Here is a 14,769-nt window from a genome sequence, read left to right on the forward strand (position 1 = left end):
AGTCGAGGGGACCTTATAAGGCCGCGGGGAAGCCGCCGGACGCCCGGCTGGCCTTGGGCGTATCCTGTTAACCTAGCCCCGCCCTGTCAATCGGCCAAAGGGCATTCTGGCTGCCCCATGGGCAGTTCCACCGCTAGGTCCTGCCCCGACATTAACCGTCCTGCACAAAACGGTAGCCGTACCCGCCTGAAAGTGCTTAGTTTATTGCGATGCATTGTTTGCACTGCCCCCGGCGCCGTCCGCTGGCTTCCCTCATCCAGGTAATGAGTCCATGGCAAAATCCGACCAGCCGATTACAATCAAGAAGTACGCCAACCGGCGCCTCTACAACACCGGCACCAGCACCTACGTCACGCTCGAGGATCTGGCGGCCATGGTAAAGGATGGCGAAGACTTCCTTGTCTATGATGCAAAGACCGGTGACGACATCACCCGCTCGGTGCTGGCCCAGATTATTTTCGAGCAGGAAAACAAGGCAGGCCAGAACCTGCTGCCCACCACGTTCCTGCGCCAGTTGATCCGCTTCTACGGCGACAGCATGCAGATGGTGGTGCCGAAGTATCTCGAGCAATCCATCGAGACGCTGACGCGCGAGCAGGAAAAGTTCCGCAAGCAGATGACGAACACGTTCAGCAACACGCCGTTCGCGCCGCTGGAAGAACATGTCCGCCGCAACATGGAAATGTTCGAGCGTACCTTCGCGATGTTCAAGCCGTTCGGCGCGCCGCTGCGCAAGGACACACCGTCATCCGAATCGCCGCCGACGGCGAACGAACCGGCCGAGGCCGACATTGACGATCTCAAGCGTCAGATGAAGGAGATGCAGGATCGTCTCGAGCGGATGTCGCGCGAAACCGAAAGCAAGAGCTAGGCCTTCTTGAAGGCCGTCCTGTCTCGGCGGTCTCATCTGATATTCGATTGTGTGCGGCGGCAGATTTGCCGCCGCATTCATTTTTAGTTCCGCCTAAATATGCGTGCCGTTCAAGTGCCCGCCGCGGCGGCAATCGGCTTCGCGCTCTGCTGCGGCGCGCCTGCACCCGCCGCCCATGGCTTGGTCAGGGACGCAAGTCCCGTCAGCCGGCCCTGGATGTAATCGCATCCCCAGCCCCGCAGCAGCGCGGCGGATTCCTCGTCCTGGACCCATTCGGCCACGGTCTTGATGCCAAGCCGGTGCGCAAGGTCGATCAGCGTCTGCACGAAGGCGCGGTCATCCGCGGAGCGCGCGATGTTCTGCACGAAGGCGCCGTCGATCTTCACAATGTCCACGCCCAGTTTCCGCAGATTGCGGAATGACGTATAGCCCGCGCCGAAATCGTCGATGGCGATGCGGCTGCCGAAATTCTTCAGCCGCGTGACAAAGCCGCGAACGTCGTCCAGATCCTGAATGGCGACCGTCTCGGTGATTTCCACGATCAGCCGTTCGGCAACGCCGGGATGAGTCCGCATCAGGGATTCGATGCTGGCCCACCAGTCCGGATCCATGGTCGTGTCGGGCGAGATGTTGAGACTGAGTTGCGCCTGCGGCGCTTCCGCAAGTTCTGCAACCACAAGCTCGAGTACGCGGTGATCCACCAGACGGATCAGGCCGAGCTTTTCCGCAACCGGAACGATATCCGGTGACAGCGAGTACTCGCCGTCTTCCTGACGCATCCGCACCAGGCATTCATGGAACGCCGGCTGGCGCGAGACCGTGGACACGACCGGCTCATAGGCCATCACGATCCGGCGCTCGTTCAGCGCCGTGACGATCTCGTCGGTGACGCGGATGTTGACGCGGCGCTGCGCCTCGCGCTCGACATTCGGCCGCCACACCATCAGCGAGCCGCGCCGCCGCGCCTTGGCGAGATCGAGCGCCTCCTGCGTCCGGCTCATTGCCTCTTCCGCCGTGCCGGCATGGCGCAGCGCGTTGATCGCACCGATCGACGCGGTCAGCGCCACCGGGCCGGAGCGCGTGGGCACCACGTCATCGCGGATGCCCGCGAGAAACCGTTCCGCGGCAACATGCATATCGTCAACCGAGCAGTTCTTCAGGATCAGCCCGAACTTGTTGCCCGAGAAGCGGCCGATCACGTCCCCGCCGCGCAGCCGCGCACGAATGCGCGTCGCGACTTCGAGAATGACCTGATCGGCGACCTCGTATCCGAATGCGTCGTTGATCTGGGCGAGATGGTCGATTCCGACCAGCATGAACGCGAATGACGAGCGGAAACGGCTGGCCTCCTCGATCGCCTCGGCAAGCGCGGCGATGAGGCGCGTGCGGTTAAGCGTGCCGGTGAGCGGATCGTCCTGCGACAGTTTCAGCAGTTGTTCGTCGCGGGCATGGCGCTCGTTGTTGATGCGGACGATGCCGCGCACCAGCGCCGGCTTTCCATCCGCGCCGGCGAACCAGCGGCCGCACTCGTCGATCCAGAGCACCGGTGCCGACGTGCTGGCGCGTACCCCGTATTCGATCTGGTAGGGCACGCCCTCACCGCTGTCGGCAGCGGTCGCGTTGAGCACCGCATCATTGCGGATGCTGCGCGAGGGCTCGATCAGCTTGGAGAACTCACCCGCTTTCGCCAGAGCCGAGGCCGGAATGTCCCGAAGAACGGCGGCGGCGTTATCGCTCCAGCACAGCGTGTCGCTGGCGATGTCCCATGAAAAGCTCGCCTGACCGAGGGTGGCCAGAAGATCGTTCTCGGCAGGATTCATACCAAGGGAAGCCGGGCGGCTGGATGCGACAGAGCCGGGCAATGACGAGGCCGGGACAGGTGCGATTGTCAAAGGTGCCTCGTTCTGAGACGGCGTGAATGATTCGCTGGACCGAGAGTAGTGGCCCGGCGCCGCATCAGCCTAGGCCAATTTCCTGAACAATCCGCCAAAGCGCTTTGTTTCCAATGTCCGTAAACTGGTAACGTGTTGCCAACGATGTCCGGCACGGCCCTTGCGATGTCTTGTGAAGAAGACGCATAGCGTCCCAAAATGAGACAGGCGAGGCGACCGCAATGATCGTGTCCAGCATCACGTCCCCGGCAGGGATCGGCCAGACAACGCGACCCGCCGCGGATACCGCTCCGCAGGCCGAGGTAGTGATCCCAGGCCGTGCGCTGGTTCCGCTGGAAAATCCTCACCGGGCTACTGAGCGCTATTCGTCCCGGCCGAGCGCACCGTTCGTGGCGCATCTGATCGCGATGGCGGAGCAGGCTCCGCAGACGCGCCCGCTGCGGCGGGAAACGCCTTCGGTCGCCCATGACGTCTATGGCCGCGCCACAGCGAAGGGCGCAGCGTCATTCGGCAAAGTAGTGTCGCAGAGCGTGTAAGCGGCTCAGGGCTTGGGCTGCGGCCCGGCTGCGTTGTCGGGGGCGTGATCCGACACAAGATCGCTGACGGTCCAGTCGGAGAGCTTTCGCTCCGGCGCGGGCGTCATGCTGTCGGACGAACGAACCACCGCAAGCGTCGGAACCGGCTTCGGCGCAACCTCGGGCGCGGGAGTTGACTGCGGCGGCGGAAATACCGGCTCGACAGGCTTTGCATCCTGCGGCATGTGATCGAAGGTCGGCTCGGCAGGCACCGGATTGACCGGCGCAGTGGTCACCGGAGCGGGACTCATTGCTGCGGGAGTCGGCGCAGGAACATCGGCAGCTACCGCAACCGGCACACGGCGGTGACGGTTGCGGAATCCGATCGAGACGCCGGCCAGAAACTCCACCACCATCAGCACGGCCAGCAGGAAGAACGTCGACGTGCCGAACTGCGGCAGCAGCAGGAATTCAGCGACCGCCGCGCCCGAAGCCAGCAGCGACAACAGATGATCGGTCAGGTAGCGCGCGCCGGGACGCGCGGCCTTGATGACCTCGAACATCAACAGAGCAGCCGTCAATGCAAGCAGCGCATCGCCGAATGTCGGCGTCCACTGGACGCCCGACATCAACGACACGGTCGTGACCGGCGCGGTGAACGCCACGCCCGGCATCAGAAAGACGAAGATGTTGTAGATCGCGAACGGAATGAGAAGCAGCGGAAAACCGATCATTGTCGGCAGGCTCTCTCTGAGAAGTATCCTGTGATGCACTCGTCATCACATGCGTCTGTGGCGTTCTTGTGAAGGCGCGCAAACGCGCGCTTGCCACATCGCGACAACAGCGGCGCTGCCGGATCGGCAGCGCGCTGAAATCAGGACCTTAGTCCTTCTTGACCTTGAGGACCTGGCGGCCCTTGTACATGCCGGTCTTGAGATCGAGGTGATGCGGACGGCGCAGTTCGCCCGAATCCTTGTCCTCGACATAAGTCGGCTTCTTGAGCGCGTCCGCCGAGCGGCGCATGCCGCGGCGAGACGGCGAGGTTTTCCTGCGTGGAACGGCCATGGGATCGTCGTCCTATAAAAGGCTCACCCGCCGGGCGGGGGCTCTCCAAAAATCCGGATTGAGGTCGCGCTTATAGAGCAAGGCTGGCGTGAAATCCAGACCGGAAGCGGCGCCAGAATGGGTTAAAATGGCCAAATATCAGCGATTTCGCTCCCAGCAGTCGGAGATTTCGGCGGATCGGGCCCTCACCACATAGGTCCCTGCCATGCGCCGCACCCCCGGCCCCGGATTGCGGGCGCTCCGGGTGACCGGATTGGGCAGGATCGACGCCAACAACGCCGCTTCGCGGGGCGACAGGGCCGAGGCCGGACGGCCAAAGGCGTAATGCGATCCAGCCTCCGCACCGAACTGCCCGCCCGGGCCCAGCTCGGCGACATTCAGATAAAGTTCCAGAATGCGCTTCTTCGGCAGCACAAGGTCGATCCACATCGCCAGCGGAAATTCGAGCGCCTTGCGGATCACGCTGCGGCCCGGCCAAAGGAACAGGTTTTTGGCGACCTGCTGCGTAATCGTCGAACCGCCGCGTACAACGTCCCCGTCCTGCGCGTCCTCGATGACGTCGCGGACCGAATCCCAATCGATGCCGTGATGAAAGCAGAATTTGGCGTCCTCGGCGGCAATCACAGAGCGCGGCAGGGCCTCGGACATGTCGTCAAGATCGACCCATGTCCGGGTCACCGGTTCACCTGTGAGATAGCGCCCGATCATCAAGGTGGAGACGGGATGGCCCAAGCTGTAAAGCGGCGTAAGCGCGTAGGGCAGTAGCACCAGCCCCAGCACAATCAGCACCACCGTACGGATCAATCGCCGCATTCAAGCTACAGCCCTTCGACACTGACGAGCCGGGCCGAACTGCATTCATCCCGAATATGCTTGAGGCTCTGATAAAGCGGGCCATGGTAAAAGGCCTCGAACGCCGCCACCGACGGAAACTCCAGGATAACAATGCGGTGCGGAGTCCAGTCGCCTTCGTAAACCTTGTGCGCACCACCACGGGCGAGATACCGCCCTCCGGCCTCTTCGAGCGCCGGCTTCACCTGGCTCATGAAACTCTGGTATCGCTCGCCATCGCGAATTTCGACATCGAAAATGACATAGGCAGGCATGGGGGCTCCTGTTGGGAGATCGGCCAGACATCCGAGCCCCGCCTAGCTAGCAGAAATCCGCCGCACTGCCCTAGCCAAATCCCGGTCAGAACGGCCTTTGCGGAATTGACGCGGGCGATGCCATGACCGATTGTCCGCCGAAATTTGCGTTGTTTTGGAGCTTTTGATGACCACCGGCACGTCCCCTCTAGATTTTATGAAACGGCTCGACGCCACCGCGGCAGACACCGAAACGCTGCTGACGCAGCTTCTGTCGGATGTTCCGCTGTCTGGCGAGATCCTGCGGCCGCACCGTCTGATGGAAGCGATGCGCTATTCGAGCCTCAATGGCGGCAAGCGGCTGCGGCCGTTCCTGGTTGTTGAAAGCGCCGCCGTGTTCGACGTGCCGCGCGAGAGCGCGCTGATGGTCGGCGCCGCGCTCGAATGCATCCACTGCTATTCGTTGATTCACGACGACCTGCCCTCGATGGACAACAGCGACCTGCGCCGTGGCCGGCCGACCTCGCACAAGAAGTTCGACGACGCGACCGCGATCCTCGCAGGCGACGGCCTGCTCACGCTCGCATTCGACATCGTCACCCGCGACGAAGTGCATAAGGACCCGACGGTTCGCCTGCTGCTGACCCGAGCGCTGGCGCGCGCCGCCGGCGTCGGCGGCATGGTCGGCGGACAGATCATGGATCTCGCCGGCGAAGGCCGCTTCGGTGATCCCGAACCGCCGGATGTCGCCAAGCTGCAGCAGATGAAAACCGGCGCGCTCCTGAAATACGGCTGCATCGCCGGCGCACTGCTCGGGCAGGCCTCGAAAGAGCATTACACTGCACTCGATACCTATGGCCATGCGCTCGGCGAAGCGTTCCAGATCGCCGATGATCTTCTGGACGTCGAAGGCGATGCGGCCGCGCTCGGCAAACCGGCCGGACAGGACGCCGCTGCGGGCAAGACCACATTCGTCACGCTTCTCGGCATCGACGGCGCCAAGGCGCGCGTCCGCGATCTGCTCAAGCAAGCGGATGCCGCGCTCGCACCGTTCGGTGCGAAAGGCGACGTTCTGCGCGCCGCATCACGCTTCGTCGCCGAACGGCAGAACTAGAAAGGCGACAGGATGCCCGGCAAGAAGGACGGCGACCCGTATCTTCTTCGCCTCAAGGGCATGCCGCGGCCGCTGCGTATTGTTATGTCCCGGCCCCGGACGTTCATCGCGCTTGCGATCGGGCTGGCATCCTTGCTGTTTCTGCCGGCATCCTGGCGGCCGGCAAGCCGGCTGCTGGTGGCCTGGGATATTTTCATCGCCATCTACGTCGCCCTCGCTTTCATCACCGTCTTCTCGTGCGGCATCGACGACATCCGCCGTCAGGCCGCCCGGCAGGACGATGGGCGATTCTTCATCCTTGTCATGACCGGTCTCGGAGCTTTCGCGAGCATCGCCGCCATTGTCATGGAACTCGCGATCAAGCCGCAGCAGGCTCCGCAGCTCATTCTTGCCGTGGTGACCATCGTGCTGTCGTGGACCGCGATTCACACCACGTTCGCGTTGCACTACGCGCACGATTATTATCGCGGCGGCAAGCAGAGCGGCCTTGCGTTCCCCGGTGACGATCAACCCGATTATTGGGATTTCGTGTACTTCTCCTTCGTGATCGGCATGACCGCGCAGGTGTCGGATGTCGGCATCACGGACAAGATCATCCGCCGGACGGCCGCGGCCCACGGCGTCGTTTCTTTTATCTTCAACACCGCGTTGCTGGCCCTGATGGTCAACATCGCGGCCAGCGCCATATGATCTCTTCATGATCGCGACGTTTCTCACGTTCCTTCTTGTGCTCACCGCGCTGGGCATTTGCGCGGTTCTTGCCAAACGGCTTTCGGTTGCGCCGGCCATTGTCTTTCTCATGGTCGGAATCGTGCTGGCGTTCCTGCCGGGATTTCCCCGCATCGAGATGAAGCCCGAAGGTGTGCTGCTGCTGGTGCTGCCGCCGCTGATCTACTCATCCGGCGTCGCCATGAGCTGGCGCGAGTTCAAGGCCAACCTGCGCCCGATCGGCTTGCTCGCCATCGGCTGCGTCATCTTCACGACGGTGCTGGTCGCGGCCGCGGCGCATTATGCGCTCGGATTTCCCTGGAGCGTCGGATTCGTGCTGGGCGCCATCGTGTCGCCACCCGATGTCGTTGCTCCGCTTGCCATCGCGCGGCGGTTGAAACTGCCGCATCGCATTCTGGTGATTCTCGAAGGTGAAGGACTCGCCAACGACGCGACCGCGCTGATCCTCTACCGGTTCGCGGTGCTCGCGGTGTCAACCGGCTCGTTTTCGCTCGCGCCTGCCGCCGAGACCTTTGTTGCGATCATCGCCGGCGAAATCGTGTTCGGCGTCGCGGTCGGCTGGCTCAGTCTGCGGCTGCGGCAATGGGCACACGATCCCCGCGTGGAAATTTCGCTCTCGCTGCTCACACCCTATCTCGCCTTCTGGGTGCCGGAGCATTTCCATGGCTCCGGCGTGATCGCCACCGTCGTGACCGGCCTCTATGTGAGCTGGAACGGGCCGCTGCTGATCTCATCCAAGACGCGCCTGCAGGGCATCTTCTTCTGGGATTTCGTGATCTGGCTGATCGAGGGCGTGCTGTTCCTGATGATCGGCTTCCAGTTGCGGCTGCTGATGGAAAAATCCAAGGCGCTGCCGGTGCCCGAAATCCTCACCGCCATTGCGATCATCTCCGCCATCGTCGTCATCGCACGCTTCCTGTGGGTATTCCCGGGCACCTATCTCCCGCGCGTCGTCAGCAAACGATTTGCGGAACGCGAAGCCAAACCGCCGTGGCAGTATATCGTCGTGATCGGCTTCACCGGCATCCGCGGCGTGGTCTCGCTGGCGGTCGCGCTGGCGTTGCCGCTGACGCTGCCGAACGGACAGGATTTCCCGCACCGCGACCTGATCCTGTTGATCACCTTCGGTGTCATTGCTTTCACCCTGATCGGAATCGGGCTGACGCTTCCGATACTGGTCAAGGCTCTCGGCCTGCCGGCGCACGGGCAGCGGGAAGCGGTCCATGAGCGTGAAGCGGAGATCGCCGCACGGCGGGAAATCCTGGAATACGCGCGCGGCTCGCTCGACAAAATCATCAAGGAGCGCGATCTGCCCGAAGGCCTCGCCCGGTTTCTCGAAGCGCGTCACGAGACGCGCATGCGCGCGCTGCCTGAACCGCCGCGGGAGGAAGGTCAATTCACACCCGCGACGCAGGGCGCCTCGCTGGTCCGCGAAATCATCACGATGGAGCGGCTGTGCCTGCACCGTCTGCTGCGCGAAGGAAAAATTACCGACGAAACCCGCCGCCGCATCGAACGCGATCTCGATCTGGAAGAAGCCGTCGTCGACAACCGCGAAAAAAATGGCCCGCTGTGACAGCGGGCCATTCGTAAACATGACTTTCGCAAAAGCTATTCGGCCGCCGTCACGGCCGGAGCCTTGGCGCCGGTCCCGCCGTAGCGCTGCTCGATATAGTCGATCACCAATGCCTTGAAATCGGCCGCGATGGTCGGACCGCGCAGGGTGCGGAACTTCTCGCCATCGACGAACACCGGGGCCGCCGGGGTTTCGCCGGTGCCGGGCAGCGAGATGCCGATATCGGCATGTTTGGATTCGCCGGGACCGTTGACGATGCAGCCCATCACCGCGACGTTAAGCTGCTCGACACCCGGATAGCGCGTCTTCCAGCTCGGCATTTCGTCGTTGATGAACGACTGGATGTCGCGCGCCAGTTCCTGGAACACGGTCGACGTCGTGCGGCCGCAGCCGGGACACGCCGCAACCAGCGGCACGAAGGTGCGGAAACCCATGGTCTGCAAAATTTCCTGGGCGACCTTCACTTCCAGCGTGCGGTCGCCGCCCGGCTCCGGCGTCAGCGAGACACGGATGGTGTCGCCGATGCCGTCCTGCAAGAGAATGCCGAGCGCTGCTGACGAGGCAACGATGCCCTTCGAGCCCATGCCGGCTTCGGTGAGGCCGAGGTGGATGGCGTAATCGGAACGCGCGGCAAGCTCGCGATAAACCGCGATCAGATCCTGCACATTCGAGACCTTGGCCGACAGGATCATCTTGTTCTTGGGCAGGCCGATTTCCTCGGCGCGCGCCGCGGACAGCAGCGCCGACTGCACCATGGCTTCCCGGGTCACCGCGCGCGCGTCGATCGGATCGGGCGACTTCGCGTTCTCTTCCATCAGCTTGGTGAGGAGTTCCTGATCGAGCGAACCCCAGTTGGCGCCGATGCGGATCGCCTTGTTGTTCTTGATCGCGATCTCGACAATATCGGTGAACTGGCTGTCGCGCTTGTTCTTGAAGCCGACATTGCCCGGATTGATGCGGTACTTCGCCAGCGCCGCGGCGCAGTCCGGATATTCGGCGAGCAGTTTGTGGCCTATGTAGTGGAAGTCGCCGATCAGCGGCACGTCCACGCCCATCTTGTCGAGCTTCTCGCGGATATGCGGAACGGCAGCCGCCGCCTCGTCGCGATCGACCGTGATGCGGACCATCTCGGAGCCCTGACGCGCCAGTGCGGCGACCTGCTTGACGGTCCCGTCGATGTCCGCGGTGTCGGTGTTGGTCATGGACTGCACCACGATCGGTGCGCCGCCTCCGACCTTGACGTTTCCGACCGTCACCTGAACCGTCCGATGGCGCCCCTTGGGGCCGGCCTGGATTTCCTTGGTCCGCTCTTTCAGATCGCTCACGTCAAATCTCTTTGGGCTCAGGTGTCGTTTTCGGTGGCTGGAAGCAAAGGGTTCCCCGCCGGTTCGCCGGGGCGGTTTACCAGATATAGGCCCGCCATGACCAGAAGGGCAGCCCCCGCAAAGGCCAATGTCAGGGTGTCATGCATGACGAAATAGCCGCCAATGACGCCAAACAGGGGCGTCATGAAGGTAAATGACGACAATTTGCTCGCCGAGTAGGTTTTCACGAGAAAGACCCAGATCAGGAATGTGGTCCCAACGATCCAGACCGTCTGATAGGCCATCAGGCCAAAGGCGAGTGGCCCGGGCATGTGGGTGATGCTTTCCCCGGAGATCGCGGCTCCCAGCGCCAGGATCGGGACCGAGATTGCGACCTGATAGGCCAGCGTCTTCTCAGCGGGCGCGTGCAAAAGCGGCGTCGCTTTCACCACCAGTGTGGTCACGGCCCACAGAATGCCGCCGCCCATGACCAGCACGTCCCCGAGAATGACTTTGGCATCCACCGACGGCTGCGGCACGCCGATGGCCAGCGCAACACCCGCGAAGGACAGCGCAAGCCCGCCCCATTGCAGTCTGCTCAAGGCCTCGCCGAGAAACCGCTTGGAACCGAGCGCCACGACGAACGGCGCGATGTAGAGAAACACCACCGCGCGCGAGGCGGTGGTGTAGACCAGCCCGCGATAGATCAGGATGAATTCGACACCGAAGAAAACTCCGGCGAGCAGACCTGCCTTCAGCGTGCCGTCGCGCCGGAACAGCGGCACGCCGCGAAACCACGCCACGGCCAGAATGATGATCAATCCGCCCGCCGAGCGGATCGTCGCCTGCAGCATGGGCGGAATATCCGGAAGCGCGAGCTTGACCGTGATCTGGTTGAAGCCCCAGCTCAGGCACAGCATCACCATCAGCGCGACTGCCCTCGTATCGAGGGGGCGGCCTGCCGGCGCAATCTTCAAACCGTTCGAGGGCATAACGCTCCGTGTCCGGCTTGCCGCCGTGTTCTTGTTGGGCCTAGCGGTCCGATTTCAGCATTGCTCAGCCGGCCCGCTGGCAGTGTGCGCAGACGCCGGTGATTTCCACCACCGACAGTTTTGGCGCAAAGCCCGTTCCGCGTGCCGCCTCGCTGAAACTTTTCGCCAGCGGCGCGGCCGGAATTTCGCCGACCGATCCGCAGGTTTCGCAAATCAGAAACGCCACCGCCGAGGTCTCGTCGTGATGATGCGCGCAGGCAAGAAATGCGTTGCGGCTCTCGATGCGATGAACCAGCCCGTTCTCCATCAGGAAATCCAGCGCACGATAAACCGTGATCGGCGCCGGACGCGGCATGGTCTTGGCGAGTTCATCGATCACTTCATAGGCACCGAGCGGCCGATGGCTCGACAGCAGCGCGCCAAGAACCTGCCGGCGGATCGGCGTGAATTTCTGACCGCGGCCGACACAGATTTTTTCGGCATGCGAAAACGCGTCCTCGGCACAGCGTCCGTGGTCATGATCTGGATCGGGAAATGCAGGCTTCGCGGATGTCATCGCTTCAATATGTAGTGCGGATGTCGTGATTCCGCTCATAATTTCATGGGAATGGGACGCCTGAATTTATCGCATTGCAGCAATTTCTATTGCGACGCATCATAAAAGCCCTAAATGACGTGTCTACAAAGGGCTGATGATACCGAAGCAAAGCGTCACACCCGTTCGGAGAGAAAGAAGCTCATGGCGACCGCTCTCAAGACTTACCTCGACACCCTAGCGCCCTGGAACTTTGGCGGTCTGCGCAAACAAAGCGGGGCCAGGAAGATCAATCTGGCGCTTCAGGGCGGCGGCTCGCATGGCGCATTCACATGGGGGGTCCTCGATCATTTCCTTGCGGACGGCCGTCTGGAGATCACCGGTATTTCAGGCGCCTCAGCCGGCGCCATGAACGCCGTGATGCTGGCCGATGGCCTGACCCGCGGCGGACCGGAAGAAGCGCGCAAGCGGCTCGCGGAATTCTGGCGCGCCACCAGCACCGGGGGAGAACTGCCGCCGATCCAGCGCGCGATGACCGACCGCATGATTTCGCTGATGCCCTTCGCAGCCACACCGATGCAGAACTGGTTCGAGGCGATGTCGCGCTATTTCTCACCCTATGAACTCAATCCGCTCAACATCAACCCGTTGAGCCAGCTTGTGGAGCGCCTCGTCGACTTCGACGCCTTGCGCGCCAACACCGAGCTCGCACTCTACATTTCAGCAACCAATGTCCACACCGGGCGCTTGCGCGTCTTCGCGAACGAGAAGATCACCGCCGACGTGGTGATGGCCTCGGCAGCGCTGCCGTTCATGTTTCGCGCGGTTGAAATCGACGGCGTGCCTTACTGGGACGGCGGCTACATGGGCAATCCCGCGATCTTTCCCTTCCTGCACGCGACCGAAGCCGAAGACGTCGTGGTGGTGCAGATCAACCCGGTATCGCGCGACACCACGCCGAAAACATCCGGTGAGATCATCAATCGCCTGAATGAAATCACCTTCAACTCGGCGCTGATTTCCGAATTGCGCACCATGGATTTCGTCAATCGGTTGATCGACGACGGCCGCCTGCCGCGCGGCACCGGCAAGGATCAATATCGCCGGCTCAACATTCACCGGATCGACCTCGGAATCCTCGGCACCCGTCTTGCCGCCTCCAGCAAGATGAAGACCGACTACGAGTTCTTTGAACTGCTGCACCGGGCCGGCAAACGCGCCGCCAAGAAGTTCCTCGACGCCCATTTCGACGACCTCGGCCACCGCAGCACAATCGACCTTGCTGCCGAATCCGGTGTGGAGTGGGCTTAAGTCCAATCATCTGATAAAATTGATGTTTTTGACCCATGCAGACATGCATGGGTCGCATCCGGGCATGCTCTTCCAGAATTAATAAGCTAGCTTATTATAGCGCAGCTTACGGATGGAACAGCGAATGCCCCGGACCAACGCCGATTTTCTGTTCGCCCTGTTCGAGACCCAGCGGATGCTGCGGCTGTATGCCGACAAGCTGGCGGCGCGCTACGGCATCACCCGCGCGCAGTGGGCGGTGCTCGCCAAGCTCGAACGCACCGAGGGACTGAAGCAGTCCGAACTCGCGGACATGATGGAGATGCAGCCGATCACGCTGACACGGCTGATCGACCGGCTCTGCAGCAACGACCTGATCGAACGCCGCGAAGATCCGAAAGACCGCCGCGTCAACCGGCTGTATCTGCGCCCGGCGGCGCGCCCGATGCTGGAACAGCTCGCCAAGCTGCGCGCCGAAATCACGCAGACCGCATTGAGCCATCTCACCGGTCCGGAAGCCGATGCGCTGACCGGCCAGCTCGAATTCATCAAGAACAATGTCCGCGACGCGCTGCAGGCCGTCAGCGAGGCCAAACTCAAGGAGCCACGGTATGGCTGATCAAGTCGTCAAATTTCCCGCTGAACAAAAAGCCCCCGAAACCGCGGCTCCGGCGGCAGAAGCACCGCGAAAGAAAAGCTGGCGCCAGTTTGCCCGCGAAAAGCGGCGCACGTTGCTGCTGGTCGTGGTGCCGCTCATCGCGCTGGTCGCAGGCGTCGCATTCTATCTGTCAGGCGGACGCTATGCCTCGACCGATGACGCCTATGTCGGCGCGCAGAAGGTGCTGATCACGCCGGATATTTCAGGCAAGATTCAAAAAGTGCTCATCAAGGAAGGGCAGAAGGTCAAGGCTGGCGACGAACTGTTCGAGATTGATCCGGTGCCGTTCCGCTTCGCGCTTCAGCAGGCCAAGGCCACCCTCGAAACCGCGAAGACGAACTACACCAATCTGCGCGACAACGTGAAGATTTACGCACAGATGCTCGATCTCGCCAGACAGGGCGTCGAGTTGAAACAGCGCGATGTGGAGCGCAAGGCGTCGCTGGTGAAGTCGCAGTCCGGCTCTCAGCTCGATCTCGATACCGCGACCACCAATCTCGTGCTGGCGCGCGCGCAGCTCGAGATGCTGCAGCAACAGCTCTCGAGCTCGAAAAACCAGTTGCTTGGCAACCCTGACCTGCCGCTGGAAGAATTCCCGCCCTACTTCCAGGCCAAGGCCGCGCTCGACCAGGCGCAGCGCAATCTCGATCACACCGTTCTGCGTGCGCCGATCGACGGCACCGCCACACAAGTCGACAGCATCCAGCTCGGGCGCTTCGTCAACGCAGGGGCGCCGGTGTTCAGCGTGATTGACGATGCGCATCCGTGGGTGGACGCCAATCTGAAGGAGTCCGATCTGACCTACGTCGCCAAGGGACAGCCGGTGACCATGTCGATCGACGCATTCCCGGATCACACCTTCAAGGGCACCGTCGGCTCACTCAGCCCCGGCACCGGCGCGCAGTTCGCGATCCTGCCGCCGCAGAACGCCACCGGCAACTTCGTGAAGGTCGTTCAGCGTGTGCCGGTGCGGATCTATTTCGACGCCCATGACGCCGCCGTCCGGAAGCTCAAGGCCGGCATGAGCACGTTTGTCTGGGTCGATACCGGACATCAGCGCACGCTTGCAGGCCTGCTTGGATTCTCCTCTGCTACGGCGCAGGAGAACGCCCGGTGACCGCCGCCTCCGCCTCCACGGCGGCG

Annotated in this window: 16 protein-coding genes; 8 read left to right on the forward strand and 8 right to left on the reverse strand. The window is 62.4% G+C overall.

Features of this window, described 5'->3' with window-relative positions:
- Nucleotides 1-271: 271 nt before the first annotated feature.
- On the forward strand, nucleotides 272-871 hold the full coding sequence (gene phaR, locus HMPREF9696_RS14005; protein WP_002713686.1) for a polyhydroxyalkanoate synthesis repressor PhaR: 600 nt from the start codon (nucleotides 272-274) through the stop codon (nucleotides 869-871).
- A gap of 110 nt (nucleotides 872-981) precedes the next feature.
- Here phaR and HMPREF9696_RS14010 read toward each other — a convergent pair whose 3' ends face one another.
- Nucleotides 982-2,691: a bifunctional diguanylate cyclase/phosphodiesterase gene (locus tag HMPREF9696_RS14010; RefSeq protein WP_051053252.1), complete on the reverse strand. Its 1,710-nt coding sequence runs from the start codon at nucleotides 2,689-2,691 to the stop codon at nucleotides 982-984.
- Between the two features lie 293 nt (nucleotides 2,692-2,984).
- On the opposite strand from HMPREF9696_RS14010, the gene HMPREF9696_RS14015 reads away from it, so the two are divergent.
- Nucleotides 2,985-3,299, forward strand: coding sequence for a hypothetical protein (locus HMPREF9696_RS14015; RefSeq protein WP_002713688.1), 315 nt, complete (start codon nucleotides 2,985-2,987; stop codon nucleotides 3,297-3,299).
- A gap of 5 nt (nucleotides 3,300-3,304) precedes the next feature.
- Here the strand turns inward: HMPREF9696_RS14015 and HMPREF9696_RS14020 are convergent, their stop codons facing one another.
- From HMPREF9696_RS14020 to HMPREF9696_RS14035, 4 genes are all read right to left on the reverse strand, one after another.
- Nucleotides 3,305-4,012, reverse strand: a complete 708-nt coding sequence (locus HMPREF9696_RS14020; protein ID WP_002713689.1) for a hypothetical protein — start codon at nucleotides 4,010-4,012, stop codon at nucleotides 3,305-3,307.
- Nucleotides 4,013-4,160: 148 nt separating this feature from the next.
- On the reverse strand, nucleotides 4,161-4,343 hold the full coding sequence (gene rpmF, locus HMPREF9696_RS14025) for a 50S ribosomal protein L32 (RefSeq protein WP_002713690.1): 183 nt from the start codon (nucleotides 4,341-4,343) through the stop codon (nucleotides 4,161-4,163).
- Between the two features lie 138 nt (nucleotides 4,344-4,481).
- Nucleotides 4,482-5,156 carry a monofunctional biosynthetic peptidoglycan transglycosylase gene (mtgA, locus tag HMPREF9696_RS14030; RefSeq protein WP_002713691.1) on the reverse strand — a complete coding sequence of 225 codons (675 nt, stop codon included), beginning with the start codon at nucleotides 5,154-5,156 and terminating at the stop codon, nucleotides 4,482-4,484.
- Nucleotides 5,157-5,161: 5 nt separating this feature from the next.
- Nucleotides 5,162-5,449, reverse strand: coding sequence for a DUF1330 domain-containing protein (locus HMPREF9696_RS14035; protein WP_002713692.1), 288 nt, complete (start codon nucleotides 5,447-5,449; stop codon nucleotides 5,162-5,164).
- Between the two features lie 166 nt (nucleotides 5,450-5,615).
- Between HMPREF9696_RS14035 and HMPREF9696_RS14040 the strand changes: the two genes are divergently transcribed.
- The 3 genes from HMPREF9696_RS14040 to HMPREF9696_RS14050 are packed head-to-tail and all read left to right on the forward strand — an operon-like array spanning nucleotide 5,616 to nucleotide 8,847.
- Nucleotides 5,616-6,542 carry a polyprenyl synthetase family protein gene (locus HMPREF9696_RS14040; RefSeq protein ID WP_002713693.1) on the forward strand — a complete coding sequence of 309 codons (927 nt, stop codon included), beginning with the start codon at nucleotides 5,616-5,618 and terminating at the stop codon, nucleotides 6,540-6,542.
- A gap of 12 nt (nucleotides 6,543-6,554) precedes the next feature.
- Entirely contained in the window at nucleotides 6,555-7,232 is a 678-nt protein-coding gene (locus tag HMPREF9696_RS14045; protein ID WP_002713694.1) for a DUF1345 domain-containing protein, read from the forward strand.
- Nucleotides 7,233-7,239: 7 nt separating this feature from the next.
- Entirely contained in the window at nucleotides 7,240-8,847 is a 1,608-nt protein-coding gene (locus HMPREF9696_RS14050) for a Na+/H+ antiporter (RefSeq protein ID WP_002713695.1), read from the forward strand.
- Between the two features lie 35 nt (nucleotides 8,848-8,882).
- On the opposite strand, the gene ispG is transcribed toward HMPREF9696_RS14050, so the two are convergent.
- The 3 genes from ispG to HMPREF9696_RS14065 all read right to left on the reverse strand — a co-directional run bounded on the left by ispG (nucleotide 8,883) and on the right by HMPREF9696_RS14065 (nucleotide 11,699).
- Nucleotides 8,883-10,172: a flavodoxin-dependent (E)-4-hydroxy-3-methylbut-2-enyl-diphosphate synthase gene (ispG, locus tag HMPREF9696_RS14055; RefSeq protein WP_002713696.1), complete on the reverse strand. Its 1,290-nt coding sequence runs from the start codon at nucleotides 10,170-10,172 to the stop codon at nucleotides 8,883-8,885.
- A gap of 17 nt (nucleotides 10,173-10,189) precedes the next feature.
- On the reverse strand, nucleotides 10,190-11,143 hold the full coding sequence (locus HMPREF9696_RS14060) for a DMT family transporter (protein ID WP_002713697.1): 954 nt from the start codon (nucleotides 11,141-11,143) through the stop codon (nucleotides 10,190-10,192).
- A gap of 64 nt (nucleotides 11,144-11,207) precedes the next feature.
- Entirely contained in the window at nucleotides 11,208-11,699 is a 492-nt protein-coding gene (locus HMPREF9696_RS14065) for a Fur family transcriptional regulator (RefSeq protein WP_002713698.1), read from the reverse strand.
- Nucleotides 11,700-11,882: 183 nt separating this feature from the next.
- On the opposite strand from HMPREF9696_RS14065, the gene HMPREF9696_RS14070 reads away from it, so the two are divergent.
- The 3 genes from HMPREF9696_RS14070 (at nucleotide 11,883) to HMPREF9696_RS14080 (ending at nucleotide 14,743) form a co-directional block, all read left to right on the forward strand.
- On the forward strand, nucleotides 11,883-12,989 hold the full coding sequence (locus HMPREF9696_RS14070) for a patatin-like phospholipase family protein (protein ID WP_002713699.1): 1,107 nt from the start codon (nucleotides 11,883-11,885) through the stop codon (nucleotides 12,987-12,989).
- Nucleotides 12,990-13,113: 124 nt separating this feature from the next.
- Nucleotides 13,114-13,587, forward strand: a complete 474-nt coding sequence (locus tag HMPREF9696_RS14075) for a MarR family winged helix-turn-helix transcriptional regulator (RefSeq protein WP_002713700.1) — start codon at nucleotides 13,114-13,116, stop codon at nucleotides 13,585-13,587.
- Entirely contained in the window at nucleotides 13,580-14,743 is a 1,164-nt protein-coding gene (locus HMPREF9696_RS14080) for an HlyD family secretion protein (protein ID WP_002713701.1), read from the forward strand. The genes HMPREF9696_RS14075 and HMPREF9696_RS14080 overlap by 8 nt, the downstream gene beginning before the upstream one ends.
- The last annotated feature ends 26 nt before the right edge of the window (nucleotides 14,744-14,769 follow it).

The sequence above is a fragment of the Afipia clevelandensis ATCC 49720 genome, from assembly GCF_000336555.1.
GTDB classification, from domain to species: domain Bacteria; phylum Pseudomonadota; class Alphaproteobacteria; order Rhizobiales; family Xanthobacteraceae; genus Afipia; species Afipia clevelandensis.